General features: G+C 70.4%; 14 protein-coding genes. 11 read left to right on the top strand and 3 right to left on the bottom strand.

What is annotated here, in order from left to right:
- Positions 1-54: 54 nt before the first annotated feature.
- Complete coding sequence (locus AC2YHB_RS03825) at positions 55-876, top strand: hypothetical protein (RefSeq protein ID WP_487353510.1); 822 nt, start codon at positions 55-57, stop codon at positions 874-876.
- Here AC2YHB_RS03825 and AC2YHB_RS03820 read toward each other — a convergent pair.
- Complete coding sequence (locus AC2YHB_RS03820) at positions 866-1,000, bottom strand: hypothetical protein (protein ID WP_487353509.1); 135 nt, start codon at positions 998-1,000, stop codon at positions 866-868. The two genes, AC2YHB_RS03825 and AC2YHB_RS03820, sit on opposite strands and share 11 nt — an antisense overlap.
- A 315-nt stretch (positions 1,001-1,315) precedes the next feature.
- Here AC2YHB_RS03820 and AC2YHB_RS03815 point away from each other — a divergent pair, with 315 nt between their 5' ends.
- The 6 genes from AC2YHB_RS03815 (at position 1,316) to AC2YHB_RS03790 (ending at position 6,623) form a co-directional block, all read left to right on the top strand.
- A complete protein-coding gene (locus AC2YHB_RS03815) occupies positions 1,316-2,341 on the top strand; it encodes a lytic transglycosylase domain-containing protein (protein WP_487353508.1) in 1,026 nt (341 codons plus the stop codon).
- Entirely contained in the window at positions 2,266-2,946 is a 681-nt protein-coding gene (locus AC2YHB_RS03810) for a TetR/AcrR family transcriptional regulator (RefSeq protein ID WP_487353507.1), read from the top strand. The genes AC2YHB_RS03815 and AC2YHB_RS03810 overlap by 76 nt, the downstream gene beginning before the upstream one ends.
- 533 nt (positions 2,947-3,479) lie before the next feature.
- Entirely contained in the window at positions 3,480-3,929 is a 450-nt protein-coding gene (locus AC2YHB_RS03805; RefSeq protein WP_487353506.1) for a hypothetical protein, read from the top strand.
- Positions 3,926-5,344, top strand: coding sequence for a ferredoxin reductase family protein (locus tag AC2YHB_RS03800; protein WP_487353505.1), 1,419 nt, complete (start codon positions 3,926-3,928; stop codon positions 5,342-5,344). The genes AC2YHB_RS03805 and AC2YHB_RS03800 overlap by 4 nt, the downstream gene beginning before the upstream one ends.
- Positions 5,345-5,349: 5 nt before the next feature.
- Entirely contained in the window at positions 5,350-5,805 is a 456-nt protein-coding gene (locus AC2YHB_RS03795) for an FMN-binding protein (protein WP_487353550.1), read from the top strand.
- A 2-nt stretch (positions 5,806-5,807) separates the two neighbouring features.
- Positions 5,808-6,623 carry an FAD:protein FMN transferase gene (locus AC2YHB_RS03790; RefSeq protein WP_487353504.1) on the top strand — a complete coding sequence of 272 codons (816 nt, stop codon included), beginning with the start codon at positions 5,808-5,810 and terminating at the stop codon, positions 6,621-6,623.
- On the opposite strand, the gene AC2YHB_RS03785 is transcribed toward AC2YHB_RS03790, so the two are convergent.
- Positions 6,577-8,049: an MFS transporter gene (locus tag AC2YHB_RS03785; RefSeq protein ID WP_487353503.1), complete on the bottom strand. Its 1,473-nt coding sequence runs from the start codon at positions 8,047-8,049 to the stop codon at positions 6,577-6,579. The genes AC2YHB_RS03790 and AC2YHB_RS03785 overlap by 47 nt on opposite strands.
- A 240-nt stretch (positions 8,050-8,289) precedes the next feature.
- Positions 8,290-9,327, bottom strand: coding sequence for a LacI family DNA-binding transcriptional regulator (locus tag AC2YHB_RS03780; RefSeq protein WP_179649437.1), 1,038 nt, complete (start codon positions 9,325-9,327; stop codon positions 8,290-8,292).
- Positions 9,328-9,504: 177 nt separating this feature from the next.
- Here AC2YHB_RS03780 and AC2YHB_RS03775 point away from each other — a divergent pair, with 177 nt between their 5' ends.
- From AC2YHB_RS03775 to rhaS, 4 genes are read left to right on the top strand one after another with little or no spacing between them, the layout of a single operon-like run.
- The gene (locus tag AC2YHB_RS03775; protein WP_179649439.1) at positions 9,505-11,055 is read left to right on the top strand and encodes a sugar ABC transporter ATP-binding protein; all 1,551 of its coding nucleotides are present in this window, start codon (positions 9,505-9,507) and stop codon (positions 11,053-11,055) included.
- On the top strand, positions 11,052-12,083 hold the full coding sequence (locus tag AC2YHB_RS03770) for an ABC transporter permease (RefSeq protein WP_036547143.1): 1,032 nt from the start codon (positions 11,052-11,054) through the stop codon (positions 12,081-12,083). The genes AC2YHB_RS03775 and AC2YHB_RS03770 overlap by 4 nt, the downstream gene beginning before the upstream one ends.
- On the top strand, positions 12,080-13,183 hold the full coding sequence (locus tag AC2YHB_RS03765; protein ID WP_179649441.1) for an ABC transporter permease: 1,104 nt from the start codon (positions 12,080-12,082) through the stop codon (positions 13,181-13,183). The genes AC2YHB_RS03770 and AC2YHB_RS03765 overlap by 4 nt, the downstream gene beginning before the upstream one ends.
- Positions 13,180-14,202 (top strand): rhamnose ABC transporter substrate-binding protein, encoded by a 1,023-nt coding sequence (rhaS, locus tag AC2YHB_RS03760; protein ID WP_179649443.1) that lies wholly within the window; start codon positions 13,180-13,182, stop codon positions 14,200-14,202. The genes AC2YHB_RS03765 and rhaS overlap by 4 nt, the downstream gene beginning before the upstream one ends.

Raw genomic sequence — 14,202 nt, 5'->3', positions numbered from 1 at the left:
GCTTGAACGCTGCCGGGCCCGTGACCGCCATGCAGCCTCGATGACTGGAGCGTCGTGCCACCGCAGCCGCCCGCACCGCCGTACGACCTGCCGCTGAACACCACCATGCAGGTGATCGCGACCGTTGCCCTGTGGTTGGGTACGGCCCTGTTGCTCGCCTACGCGGCCCGGATGACTCGGCGAGAGCGGTCGCCGTTCCCGGTGCTGATCGTGCTGGCCGTGGCGGTCGGGAGCCTCATCGAGCCGATCTACGACATCACGTACCACCTGCACTGGCTCGACGCCGGTGAGCAGTGGACCCTGTTCACCAGTTTCGGCCTGCCGCAACCGGTTTGGGTCATGCCGGCCTATGTCATGGTCTTCGGCCTACCCGCACTGGTTCTCTACCGCTCGCTCAGTGAGCACGCCTCGATGGCTCGCATCTTCGGGATCGGTCTGCTGACGACCTCGACCACGGCGATCTTCGAGATCGCGGCCATCAACCTGGACCTCTACGTCTACTACGGAGAGTCGCCGTGGCGAGTCTTCGACTACCCGTTGTTCATCGCCTTCATGGAGGGTGCCCAGATCACCGGCTTCGCGGTGCTCTGCGCAGTCCTGCGCCTGCGGGCGACCGGGCTGGGCCACCATCTCGCCGTGTTCGCGCTGTTCCCGGCGAACTTCGCCTTCGACGTGATCGGTGCCGGGTTCCCCACGCTCATCGTCCAGAACTCGTCGCAGGACCCGAACGACGTCCTGCTCTTCGCTACCGCGTTCGTCAGCGTCGCGCTCGCGGCCACCGCCCTGTGGTGGGCGGGCGAGCTCCTGATCGCGACCCAGGAGGAGCAGTACGAAGCAGAGCTCCATCGACGTCAGCGGATCGACGTCAGAGCGTGAACCAGGTCAGCAGCAGGCCGGACGCACAGCGCTGACAGCTGCCGATGGTGCCGCCGCTGCGGCGGATCTCCTGGATCAGCTGTTCCAGCTTGTCGGACGTCGTCGTCGAGGTGTGCCACGTCATTGCGGCCTCCTTGGAAAGGGCGCTGCCAGTCGAGCGCACCTCGAAGGTGCGCCTGTCAGGGCTTCCCATCGACCCCCTGGAGGGTGAAGTGCATCCGTCGTTCGACGGATTGCAGATCACCAGCTGAAGCCGTCGCGACGCCCGGTGGCCCCAACGGAGGAGACATCTCCTCATTTCGGCCGATGTGTGACCGGAGTCACGACTTGGAGACTCCTGCCCATGGCATCTCTGCAGCAGCTCACCGGGCAGCGCCGCATGGCGCGCCTTGCGGCACTCGTACCCCTGGGCGTCGTCTCGACGGCGTGGACGCTCAGCGTGGCGGGCGCCGGGGCTCTGCCCTCGACTGGTGCCGCCGGGCCGGAGGCGCCCGCAGCGCCCGTCGTGGCTGTTCCGGCCGAGAGTGTCGACGCGCCTGCCAGCCTCAGCCGGTCCGGTGCGTCGCCCACGGCCACCCGTCGCGGCGTGAGGGTCGTCCGCGCGAGCGCCACCTCGACGATCCCCGCGCCCGCGCTGGCGGCGTACCAGCGAGCGGTCACGATCATCCGCGGAGCGGATGAGAAGTGTGGCCTTCAGTGGCCGTTGCTCGCCGCGATCGGTGCGATCGAGTCCCGTCACGGAACCGTGAACGGCAGCTCGCTCGGCCCTGATGGCGTGGCGGATCCTGCGATCGTCGGCATGAGGTTGGACGGGCGGCACGGCACCGCGAACATCTCGGACACCGACGGTGGTCGCTACGACGGTGACAAGGCCTACGACCGAGCCGTGGGCCCGATGCAGTTCATCCCGACGACCTGGGGGATCGTCGGTGTCGACGCCGACAGCGACGGCCGCCGCAACCCGCAGGACATCGATGACGCAGCGCTCGCGGCGGCGGTCTACCTCTGCTCGGGGGACAGCGATCTGAGTGACGAGGCCGGCACCCGTCGTGCGGTGCTTCGCTACAACCACTCGGCGTCCTACGCCCAGAGCGTCCTGGAGGTGGCGCGGTCGTATGCCGCGGAGGACTTCGCGCCCATGTCGGCGGGTCTCGCCGTCATCCCGGAGGGCGCGGTGGTCGCGGACGGGAAGCCCGTCCGCGGGGCGCGCGGCGGCACGGTTCGGGGGATTCGTGCCGCCGCGCAGCCGGAGCCCGCACATGAGCCGGCGCCGAAGCCCGACGGGCCGAAGCCGAGCCCGGGTGGGACGGACGGGAGTGACGGGAAGGGCAAGTCGCCGACGCCGAAACCGAGCACAACGCCGCTCACGCCTCTGGCGAGCACACTCGAGTGCACCCTGACCAGCCTGGACAAGTTGCTGCAGCCGGATGCCCTCACGACTTGTCTGGCGAAGCTCGGCCAGTGACGGGTGGGCGCGCCATCCAGGCGCGCAGTGTCGACGTACGACGCCGGATCGTCACCGCAGCAGTGGAGGTGCTCCTCGAGCAGGGATACTCCGGAGCATCGACAGTGCGCATCCAGGAGCGGGCCGGCGTCTCGCGTGGCCGGCTCCTCCACCATTTCGGCTCCCGGGACCTCCTGCTCGTTGCGGCGGCACACCGACTCGCCACGGAGCGCATCGGAGTGCTCCCGCTCGACCATGTGTGGCCGGACGATCCCGGGGAGCGCATCGACGCCGTCATCGACACGGTGGCTGCGACCTTCGAGCAGGACTACTTCTGGGCGGTGACGGAGCTGTGGGTCGCGGCACGCACCAACGCTGCGCTGAAAGCCGCTCTCCTCGCGGGGGAGCAGGAGCTCGCTCGGGAGATCAGGTCGGGAATGCGTGTGCTCTTCGGATCCGACCTGGCGTCACACCCTGACTACGTCGCTGTGACGGCAGTGATCTTCACGAGTCTGCGAGGCATGGCGCTCACACGCGCCTTCGACCGGCGAGAGGCTCCGAGTCGCCGGCACCTCGACCACGTCAAGCGGGTGGCTCGCCGCGCACTGCTCGATGATGGCGGTTGAGCCGAGGGATAGCCGTTCAGAGCGCGGTGCTGTCCCGGCTCGTTCGGTGCTGCCTGTCATCCAATGCCCGGCTGGCCGCGGTGGCCGCTTGCGCTGGTTGGCGGGGCTCGAAACGCTTACCCCCGGCGTACCCCCACGGTGCAATAGGTGCGGTTTCATGCGTTGAATCGCCTGCTCTGTAGGCGTGAATCCAGCCGGCCGAGGGCCGGAAAGCCATTCGCAATGAGAAGGTCAGGGGTTCGAATCCCCTCACCTCCACCAGCACAGCTTGAACCGGCGGGTCGCCTCTGACCTGCCGGTTCTCGCGTTTTCGGGTCTGGTGCGTTGAGACTTCCACGGGGGATTCACCGTGCCGGGATGTCCCGCTTACCCCGCCGGGTACCCCGGGCGACGGGGAGCCGCGCAGCGCTTCTTGGGTGCTCCGACGAGCCGGTCAGACACTTCGGTCTGGGCGGGCCTCGGTGACCTGCAGTCACAGTGAGTGCACAGGTGGGGGACAGGGCGGTCCCACCGACGGTTCCGAGACTGGGCGTGTGAATGACGACAACACCACCTCGACACCGGAGACCGAGCCACTGGTTGCGGGCTCCGGCAACCGCTGGGAGCGCAGCGCCCAGCCCGACGACGCCCCACCTGCCGACGGTCCGCCGTCCGGTCCGCCCCCGGACACCGGGGCCTACCCGGTCGTCGGGGCACCGGTCGCGAAGCGGCGGCGGGCGCGGGCCGCGGCCGCCATCGCCGCTGCGGCCGTGGTCGCGGGCGCCGGTGGCTTCGGGATCGGCCGCGCGACGGCGGGCGACGACGCCGTACCGGTGAACAACCAGGTCGGCGACTCCGACCAGCGGCCGGGACGGTTCGGCGATCGTCAGTTCGGCGACGGCGACCGGCCGGAGTTCCCGGGCGACGGTCAGCCGCCGGGGGACTTCCCCGGACAGGGTCAGGGCTCGGGTCAGGACTCGGGTCAGGACTCGGCGACGTCATGAGTACGACGCCCGCCGCTCGTGGCTGGGAGGTGTCCCTGTCGTCGGCGACCCGGCCGCGAGCCGCGGTCGTCGACGAGGCCGTCCGCACGGTTGCCGGTCTGGCGTTGTGGGCCGGGCTGTTGCTGGTGGCCTACTGGTGGGTGCGCGACGGCGGCCTCGGTGCTCTCGGCAGCGCCGGCGCGGTCTTGACCGGCCTGGGCCAGTTGTCGGGACTGGTCGGCTCGGTGCTGCTGCTCGCGCAGGTGCTGCTCATGGCCCGCCTCCCGGCACTGGAGCGGGCGTTCGGCCAGGACCGGCTCGCGGGGCTGCACCGCACGATCGGGTTCACCTCCTTCAACCTGGTGCTGGTGCACGTGCTGACCGTGACGTGGGGGTACGCCGCCGGCTCGCTCCTCGCCGTACCCGCCACCTTGTGGGAGCTCACCTGGGACTACCCGGGCATGTTGCTGGCCGCCGCCGCGACGCTGTGCCTGGTGCTGGTCGTGGTGACCAGCATCCGGGCCGCGCGGCGTCGGCTGCGCTACGAGTCGTGGCACCTGATGCACCTCTACGCCTATCTCGGTGTCGGGCTGGCGCTGCCTCACCAGCTCTGGACCGGTGGGCAGTTCACCGCCTCGTCCGCCCGCACCGTGTTCTGGTGGGGCACCTGGATCGTGGCGGCGGGGGCCGTGCTGGCCTGGCGGGTCGGGCTGCCGGTCGTCGTCAACCTGCGCCACCGGCTGCGGGTCACCTCGGTGGTCGGTGAGGCGCCGGGTGTCTGGTCGGTGTACGTGACCGGCCGCAGGCTGGACCTGCTGCGCGTCGAGCCCGGCCAGTTCCTCACCTGGCGCTTCCTCGGCGCGCCGGGCCGGAGCCGGGCCCACCCCTACTCCCTGTCCGCCGCACCCGACGGTCGCAGCCTGCGGATCACCGTGGCCGATGCCGGGGACGGCAGCCGCGACGTCGCGACACTGCGGCCCGGCACCCGTGCGTTCGTGGAGGGCCCGTACGGACGGCTCTCGCCTCGCGCCCGTGAAGCCGGCGCGTCGGGCAAGGTCGCCTTCCTCGGCGCCGGCGTCGGCATCACGCCGCTGCGGTCCCTGCTCGAGGGGATGGCCTATCCACCGGGTGCCGCCGTGTACGTCGAGCGCTACCAGCACACGCCGCTGTTCGCCGCGGAGGTGGACCAGATCGCCGCCGAACGCGGCGCCCGGGTGCTCCGGCTGCCCGGCCGCCGCCGTGCCGACGGATCCTGGCTTCCCCACCTGTCCGCCCCCGTCGACGACGTGGGCGCGCTGCGTGGCTGGATCCCCGACGTCGCCGAGCGCGACGTCTACGTCTGCGGACCCCCGGCATGGACCGAGTCGGTCCGCGCCGCTGCCCGAGCCGCCGGCGTACCCGACCGGCAGCTGCACATCGAGAAGTTCGAGTGGTGACCTCCATGCGACACATCGCCCTGTGGGCCGCCAGCACCGTCTCCGTGCTGGTCCTCCTCTTCGGCTACCACACCTCCACCAGCGGGCCCGAGGCGACGACAGCCGCGCCCCCGGTGTCCGGATCCCTCCCGGTGTCCGGGACCTCCGGCTCGTCCGGCTCGTCCGGCAGCTCGGGGTCGGCCTCGGGTGCGACGACGACCGGTGACTCCGTCGACACGCGATGGGGACCGGTCCAGGTCGCGATCACCGTCGAGGACGGCACGATCACGGCCGTCGACGTCCCCGTCTACCCGACCGGGAACCCCAAGGACCAGCAGATCAACAGCTACGCACTGCCGATCCTCGTACAGGAGACCCTCGACGCGCAGAGCGCGTCGATCGACATGGTCAGCGGCGCGACGGTCACCAGCGTCGGCTACCAGCAGTCGCTGCAGAGCGCGCTCGACCAGGCCGGTCTCTGAGCATGGGTACGACGCACCGCCGCACCGTCGAGGTGATGGGCACCGTCGTCAGCCTCGCCCTGCGTGGCCGCCGCGCGGACGGGCCCGAGGTCGACGCGCTCTGGGCCGAGGTCATCGGTGTGCTGCGCCATGCCGACGAGGTGTTCAGCACCTACCTGCCGGATTCGCCGATCAACAGGTGGGGCCGGGGTGAGCTCTCGCTCGCCGAGGCTCCGCCGGAGATTGCGGAGGTGCTGGCACTGGCCGAGGAGGCCCGCCTCACGTCGGGTGGTGCGTTCGACATCAGGGCCACCCGGTCGCCGTACGGCGGCGGTCCGGATCCGTCCGGCGTGGTCAAGGGCTGGGCCGTGCAGCGGGCAAGTGCGCTGCTGGAGCGGCTTGCCGACACCGACTTCTGCCTCTCTGCCGGCGGTGACATGGTCTGCCGGACCCGGCGTGTCGACGCCGAGCCGTGGTGGATCGGCATCGAGGACCCGGTCGACCCGACCCGACTGATCGCCCGAGTTCCGGTCCACAACGGTGCCGTCGCGACCTCTGGCACAGTGCACCGCGGCGAGCACATCATGGATCCGCGGACGGGCTCGCCGGCGCGGGCCCTGCGGCAGGTCACCGTCATCGGCCCCGACCTGACGGAGGTCGACACAGAAGCCACGTCCGCATTCGTCCTCGGCGACGAAGCCCGCGGCTGGCTGCAGGCGCGGCGCAGAACGGGTGCCCTGGTGTACGCCGACGGCCGGGTCGAGGTGGTCGCACCTGCAGCCGGCTGGCGCGTCACTCCGGTTCGGCCGGGTGCTCCTCGGTCGAGTGCGAGTCGGTGAGGGTGAGCGCGCCGACGACCGCGACCAGGCCGACGACGACCGCGAGCACGCCGTAGGTGATCCGCTCGCCGTGGAAGAAGGACTGCACCAGCGCGCTGCTCCACGTGCCGGCTGGGAGCTGTGCGGTGACCAGGGCGGCGATCAAGGTGCCGACGACCGCCGTACCCACGCTGGTGCCGATCTCCTGCGCGGTGTCGTTGAGGGCGGCCCCCATCGAGGTCCGGTTGGCGGGCATCGCGTCGACGAGCGCGATCGCGCAGATGGTCATCACCGTGCGCAGTCCGATGGTCATCACGACCATGGCGGCGGCGATCGCCGGGTAGCCGTGCTCGACGCCCCACGCCAGGCCGGCCAGTGAGCCGGCCAGGGCGAGGGCGCCGACCAGGCAGGCGGTCCGGTGGCCGAAGCGGGCGGCAAGGCCCTCGGACAGTGGAGTGGCGGCGATCATCGTGACGATGATCGGGAGGTTCGCGAGGCCTGCCCGCACGGGGCTCCAGCCGTAGGCGTACTGGAAGTGCAGGATCAGTCCGAACATCACGCTGGCCATTGCGATCGACGTGCCGGCCTGGGCGATGACCGCGCCGCGGACGGTGCCGTTGGAGAAGAGGCCCAGGTCAAGCATCGGGGAGTCGGTACGACGCTCGCGCCACACGAACCCGAGTCCCGCGCCCACGGCGCCGGCGACCGACGCCAGGGTGAGGGCAGAAAGCCAGCCGTGCTCGACGCCGCTGGTGAGCGACCAGCACGCCAGCCCGATGGCGGTGATGCTCAACAGGGTGCCGGGGACGTCGAGCCGGTCCCTGGTCAGGCCGTCGGCGTCGTCGGCGGGGACGCCGAGGTGGACGCCGACGAAGGCGACCAGCGCGATCGGCGCGTTGACCAGCAGCAGCCACTCCCATCGCACGTGCGCCAGGGCGGTGCCGCCGAGCAGCGGACCGAGGACGAAGCCGGACATGCCGACGAGGATCATCACCGTCATCGCCCGCATCCGCAGCGTCTTGTCGTCGAAGAGCCGGAAGACGAGGGAGTTCGTGATCGGCGCCATTGCCGCGGCGGCGACGCCGAGGGCAGCCCGCAGCGCGATCAGCTCGCCCGCGGTGCTGACGAACACCACCAGCCCGCTGAGCACGCCGAACACGACGAGGCCGACCTGCAGCACGCGGCGCCGCCCGAACCGGTCGGCGATCGACCCGGCGGTGAGCAGCAGGCCGCCGAAGGTGAGCGAGTAGGCGCCGGTGACCCACTGCAGCGCCGTCGTACCGCTGCCCAGGTCGCGGCCGATGGTCGGCAATGCGATGGACAGCAGGGTGTTGTCGACCATCTCGACGAAGAAGGCCAGGCACAGTGCGGCCATCGGGATCCACGCCGCACGCAGCGACGGGTAGGTGCGTGACGGACCGGCGGTCACGATCGTGGTGCTGGACATGGTGGGCTCCCCTCGGGTCAGGGCCCACCTTGAGGAGCACCGGTTTCACGGTGGTTTCACGACGCCTTCACGGCTCTTCGGGCCACGCGCCGACAGGCGAGGTATCCCTTGCGGAGATGGCGCCGTCCTCGACCGCGTGCCGAGGCGGCCGACGTCGTGACTGCCTGGAGTCCCGATCCGATTCCAGGGCTGGCAAGGCGGTGGACGCGTCGCCAGTTCGCCTGCTGTCTCGGCAGGAACTCAGCCTGTCGAGCGTCGTACGACGAGCTCGGGCTCAAGCACGATGTCGCGCACCTGCGCGGACGGATCCTCGATGGCGGCCAGCAGGAGGTCGGTGGCGACTTCGCCCAGCTCCTCGCGGGGCTGGCGGACGGAGCTCAGCGGGATCGCGGCGGACGCGGCGAAGTCGATGTCGTCGTAGCCGAGGATCGCGACGTCGTCGGGCACCCGGACGCCGGCGAGGGTGAGCGCCTGGAGCACGCCAAGAGCGACGAGGTCGTTGGCTGCGAAGATCGCGTCGGGCCATTCGCGGGCAGGCAGTGCGAGCAGCGACTCCGCGCCCTGGCGGCCGGCGTCGGCGTCCATGGTCCCGGTCTCGACGAAGCGGAGCGAGGTGCCGGCGTGCTCGGCGACGACTGACTCCGCCCCGCGGAGGCGGTGCTTGATCTGGGTCAGGCCCCGCGGGCCGCCGATGAAGGCCAACCGGCGGCGTCCCACTTCGACGAGGTGCGCGGCGGCGATCCGCCCGCCCCGCACGTCGTCGACAGCGACTGACGAGAACTCCCGTGAACCGGTACGACGGTCGACCACCACGACCTGTGTGCCGCGCTCCCTCAGCCGACGCAGCCGGGGGAGCACCTTGCCGACGGGGGTGATGAGCAGGCCGCTGACCCGTTGCTCCTCGAACAGGTCGAGGTAGGTCGACTCGCGCTCGGCGTCCTGGCCCGAGCTGCCGAGGATGAGCGGTCGGCGGTGCTCGCCCAGGCGCAGCTCGACGCCCCGCGCGACGTCGGTGAAGAACGGGTTGCGGACGTCGAGCACGATCATCCCGACAGCGCGGTTGGTGCCGGCCCGCAGCTGGCGCGCGGCGTCGTTGCGGATGAAGCCCAGCTCGCCGATGACGCGCTGCACGTGCTCGAGCGTGGCGGGGGAGACCTTCTCCGGTCGGTTGAGGACGTTGGACACCGTCCCGACGGAGACGCCGGCCGCGGACGCGACGTCCTTGACCGAGACGTTGCGTCCCTGCTCGCCCGGCCGGGCGGCCTCGCTGGTGGTCACCGTTCCTCCTCCGTGTGGGCTCACCCTAGGACCACGGCGCCGTCAGCCCGCGACATTTGATTCGTTTCAAGAAAGTTTCGACGGGCTCCTTGACGTGTGTGATCGCAGTCACCTACTGTCCCGTTATCGCCGATTGAAACCTTTCAATCGCCTGATGTCCAGAGCTTGAGGAGAGAGATGTCGACAGCAGCGGGTCACGAGGAGCGCATCGCGCCGACCCTCGAGTTGCGTGACGTCGCGAAGTCCTTCGGCGCCGTCGCGGCCCTGCGTTCGGGCACTCTCGTGGTGGACCCCGGGTCCATCCACGCGCTGGTCGGCGAGAACGGCGCCGGCAAGTCGACCCTGGTCAAGATCGTCGCCGGCGTGCACCGTCGCGACGCGGGGGTGTTCCGGCTCCTGGGCCAGCCAGTCGACTTCGGCTCGACGGCCGACTCGAAGGCCGCTGGCGTCGCGGTGATCTACCAGGAGCCGACGCTGTTCCCGGACCTCTCGGTCGCGGAGAACATCTTCATGGGCCGGCACCCGCTCGGCCGCGGCCGCCGGATCGACCGCACGCGGATGTACGACGAGGCGAGCGCCCTCTTCGCCCGGCTGGGCGTCGCCATCGACCCCCGCCGGGTCGCGAACGGCCTGTCGATCGCCGACCAGCAGCTCATCGAGATCGCCAAGGCCATCTCGCTCGACGCGAAGCTGCTCGTGATGGATGAGCCGACCGCGGCACTGAGCGGCAACGAGGTCGCCCGTCTGTTCGCGGTCGCGCGCAGCCTCCGCGACGAGGGTCGCGCGCTGGTCTTCATCTCGCACCGCTTCGACGAGGTCTTCGACCTCTGCGACACCGTCACCGTCATGCGCGACGGGGCCTACGTCTCCACCCACCGGATCGCCGAGACCACCGAGGCCGAGATCGTCGCGAAGATGGTCGGCCGCGAGGTCGCCGAGCTCTTCCCGAAGACGCCCGCCGAGATCGGCGAGGTCGTCCTCGAGGTCGAGGACCTCAGCTCCGCCGGCGAGTTCCACGACATCACCTTCCAGGTCCGTGCCGGGGAGATCGTCGGCCTGGCCGGCCTTGTCGGGGCCGGCCGCAGCGAGATCGCGCGGGCCGTCTTCGGTGTGGACGGGTACGACGCCGGGCGGGTCGCGCTCAACGGCAGGCCCGTCCCGAAGCGGCAGCCCCGGCGGGCGATCCGTGCGGGCATGGCGTTCGTCCCGGAGGACCGGCGCCAGCAGGGCCTCGTGATCGAGGGCTCGGTCGCGAAGAACGTCGCGTCGGTCATCCGCGGCGGGCTCAGCAAGGCGGGTCTGCTCACCGCCTCGGCCGAGAACAGGGCGGCCGGACCATGGGCTGCGAAGCTGCAGGTCAAGACGAGCGCCCTCGACATGCGGGCCGCCACCATGAGCGGCGGCAACCAGCAGAAGGTCGTCATCGCCAAATGGCTGGCGACCGGGCCGAAGCTGCTGATCATCGACGAGCCGACCCGCGGCATCGACGTCGGCACCAAGGCCGAGGTCCACCGCCTGCTCTCCGACCTCGCCGGCCAGGGCCTCGCGATCCTGATGATCTCCTCCGAGCTGCCGGAGGTCCTCGGCATGGCCGACCGCGTCCTCGTCGTCTGCGAGGGCCGGCTGACCGCCGACCTCGCCCGCGACGTGGCTACCCCCGAGAACGTCATGGCCGCCGCCACCCGCTCGGCGCAGCCCTCGTCCACGAAGGAGCCGGCTGCATCATGAGCACCGCCACCCTCCATCCCTCGCAGGAGAGCGCTGCGACCCGCGTACTGCAGGCGCTGCTCCGCTCCCGCGAGCTCGCCATCGTGATCGTGCTGGCATTGATCCTCATCGTCGCGACCAGCCGCCGCAGCTCGTTCGTGTTCAGCGCCGACGGCTGGCGCGACACCCTGCTCGCGCCGTCGATCCTGCTCCTGCTCGCTGTCGGCCAGATGGTGGTCGTGGTCACCCGCAACGTCGATCTCTCGGTCGGCTCGACGCTCGGCATCACCGCCTATGCGACAGGGAAGATCTTCGTCGCCAATCCCGAGACGTCGGTCGTGGTCGTGTTCGTGGCCGGCCTCGCCATCGGCGCGGTCGTCGGCGCCCTCAACGGCCTGCTGGTCACCGTCTTCAAGGTGCCGGCCCTGGTGATCACGCTCGGCACGATGTACGTCCTGCGTGGCGCGCTGACCCATGAGGTCGGCAGCGACCGGATGACGGCGGGCGACTACCCGGCCCACTTCGAGAAGCTCGGCACCCAGCAGGTGCTCACGATCCCGGTGCTCACGATCATCGCGCTCGTCGTCGTCGGCCTGGTCGGCTACTACCTCCACACCGCCCGCGGCGGCCGCGAGCTCTACGCGATCGGCTCCGACCCGGACGCCGCCGACCTCTACGGGCTGCCCTCCGGTCGCCGCGTGTTCGGCGCCTTCGTCCTCTGCGGCGCGCTCGCGGGACTCGCCGGGGTCTTCTCCGCCGCCCGCTACGCCACGGCCTTCTCCGGCACCGGCTCCGGCATCGAGCTCCAGGCCGTCGCCGCCGTCGTCATCGGCGGGGTCGCCATCTTCGGCGGCAGCGGCACCGTCTGGGGCGCCGCCATCGGCGCCTTCCTCCTGGTCACCATCAACCGGGCGCTCCCGATCCTCGGCATCAGCGAGTTCTGGCAGGGCGCCGTCGTCGGCGCTCTGATCATCGGCTCGATCGTTCTGGACCGCGTGCTGAGCGTCCGTCGTACGAACAAGCTCGTGGAAGCGAGGGACCACGCATGAGCACCCTGACGAAGGAGCCGACGCCGGCTGCTGCCGCTCCGGCCCGCACCTACCCGGCGTACTCCCGCAACCTCCTTGCCCGCGTCCTGCTCAACCGCGAGGCGGCGGTCATCCTCGGCCTGGTCGCGGTCTACCTCTACGCGATGGCCAACGTGCAGTTCTTCGACGGCCCACTGACGACGTACAACCTCAGCAAGGAGTACGCGCCGATCCTGCTGATGGCGCTGCCGATGACGCTGATCATCATCACCGGCGAGATCGACCTCTCCGTCGCGAGCACCCTCGGCGCGAGCGCCGCGATCACCGGCGTGCTGGTCGTGGAGCACGACCTGTCGGTCCCGGTCGCCGCGCTCGTCGCGATCGGCGTCGGTGCGCTCCTCGGCGCGCTCAACGGCTTCTTCGTCGCCTACGTCGGACTGCCCTCGCTCGCGGTCACGATCGGGAGCCTCGCGCTCTACCGCGGTCTGGCGGAGGGACTCATCCAGGACAAGCGGATCGCCGGCTTCCCGGAGAGCTGGCAGGACTGGCCGACCGAGCGGATCGGCGAGTCGCAGTACCCCAACATCGTCATCCCGATCGCCGTCCTGGCCGTGCTGTTCGCGCTGCTGCTGCACTTCACCAGCTTCGGCCGCGGGGTCTTCGAGATCGGCCTGAGCGACGAGGCCGCGCACTTCTCCGGCGTCAACGTCGCCCGCACCAAGCTCATCCTGTTCACGCTCAGCGGTGCGGTCGCCGCCCTCGCCGGGGTGTACGTCGCGCTCAAGGCGAACTCGGTCGCCACCGACACCGGCAACGGCTTCGAGCTCAAGGTCATCGCGGGCGTGCTGCTCGGCGGGGTCTCCATCTTCGGCGGGCGCGGAGCCCTGCACGGCGTGGTCGCCGGCGTCCTCCTCATCGCCGTCCTCAACTCGGCGCTCCAGCTCGACGGGCAGGGCTCCGAGGTCATCCAGATCATCATCGGCCTCCTGCTGGTCGGCTCGGTGATCGCCTCCAACTTCCTGCCGCGTATCCGGGCCTTGATCCCGCGGCGGGCAGCGGTAGCAGCTACCGCACCACAGACGCCGGTCAACGGCGACCAAACCCGAAAGGCAAGTCAATGAGGATCAACTCCAAGCGGTTCGCTGCCGGCGCCGCCCTGGCGCTGGTCGCCTCCCTCGGCCTCGCCGCCTGCGGAAGCAGCGACGACGGCGGCTCGGGCAGCGACGGCGGTGACGTCACGGTCACCTTCCTGCCGAAGAACCTCGGCAACCCGTACTTCGAGACCAGCGACGCCGGCGGCAAGAAGGCCGTCGAGGAGTTCGGTGGCACGTACGACGAGGTGGGTCCCGACACCGCCGGCCCCGACGCCCAGGTCAGCTTCATCGACACCGCCGCCCAGCAGGGCGTGAAGGGCCTCGTCGTCTCCGCCAACGACCCGACGGCGCTGTGCGACTCGCTCGACGCCGCCCGCGACGCCGGCACGAAGGTCGTCACCTTCGACTCCGACACCGACGCCGAGTGCCGCGACCTGTTCATCAACCAGGCCACCGCCGAGGGCATCGCGAAGGTCCAGGTCGACATGATCGCCGAGCAGATCGGTGACTCCGGCGAGATCGCGATCCTGTCGGCGGCCGCCAACGCGACCAACCAGAACGCCTGGATCAAGCTGATGGAGGAGGAGCTGAAGAGCCACCCCGACATCAAGCTCGTCGACACCGTCTACGGCGACGACGACGACCAGACCTCGTTCGACAAGACGGCCGCGCTGCTGGCGGACCACCCGAACCTCAAGGGCATCATCTCGCCCACGACCGTCGGCATCTCCGCGGCCGCGCGCTACCTGTCGACCTCGGACGCCAAGGGCAAGGTCGCGCTGACCGGCCTCGGCACCCCGAACCAGATGCGCGACTACGTCAAGGACGGCACCGTCAAGGAGTTCGCGCTCTGGAACCCGGAGGACCTGGGCTACCTGGCGGCGTACGCCACCAAGGCGCTCGTCGACGGCGACATCACCGGCAAGGAGGGCGACACCTTCGAGGCCGGCGACCTCGGTGAGTTCACCGTCGACGAGAACGGCACCGTCCTGCTGGGCGACCCGTTCCGCTACAACGCCGACAACATCGACGACTTCAACTTCTGA

This window comes from Nocardioides sp. SRI_004, from assembly GCF_057586415.1.
The sequence above is the reverse complement of the archived record's forward strand: the minus strand, read 5'-3'. Positions and strand labels throughout refer to the sequence as shown.

Bases quoted from the DNA above. Each gene is read 5' to 3' on its own strand.
- AC2YHB_RS03820 (WP_487353509.1), bottom strand. From the start codon at position 1,000: ATGACGTGGCACACCTCGACGACGACGTCCGACAAGCTGGAACAGCTG.
- AC2YHB_RS03800 (WP_487353505.1), top strand. From the start codon at position 3,926: ATGAGTACGACGCCCGCCGCTCGTGGCTGGGAGGTGTCCCTGTCGTCG.
- AC2YHB_RS03795 (WP_487353550.1), top strand. From the start codon at position 5,350: ATGCGACACATCGCCCTGTGGGCCGCCAGCACCGTCTCCGTGCTGGTC.
- AC2YHB_RS03790 (WP_487353504.1), top strand. From the start codon at position 5,808: ATGGGTACGACGCACCGCCGCACCGTCGAGGTGATGGGCACCGTCGTC.
- AC2YHB_RS03785 (WP_487353503.1), bottom strand. From the start codon at position 8,049: ATGTCCAGCACCACGATCGTGACCGCCGGTCCGTCACGCACCTACCCG.
- AC2YHB_RS03775 (WP_179649439.1), top strand. From the start codon at position 9,505: ATGTCGACAGCAGCGGGTCACGAGGAGCGCATCGCGCCGACCCTCGAG.
- AC2YHB_RS03770 (WP_036547143.1), top strand. From the start codon at position 11,052: ATGAGCACCGCCACCCTCCATCCCTCGCAGGAGAGCGCTGCGACCCGC.
- AC2YHB_RS03765 (WP_179649441.1), top strand. From the start codon at position 12,080: ATGAGCACCCTGACGAAGGAGCCGACGCCGGCTGCTGCCGCTCCGGCC.
- rhaS (WP_179649443.1), top strand. From the start codon at position 13,180: ATGAGGATCAACTCCAAGCGGTTCGCTGCCGGCGCCGCCCTGGCGCTG.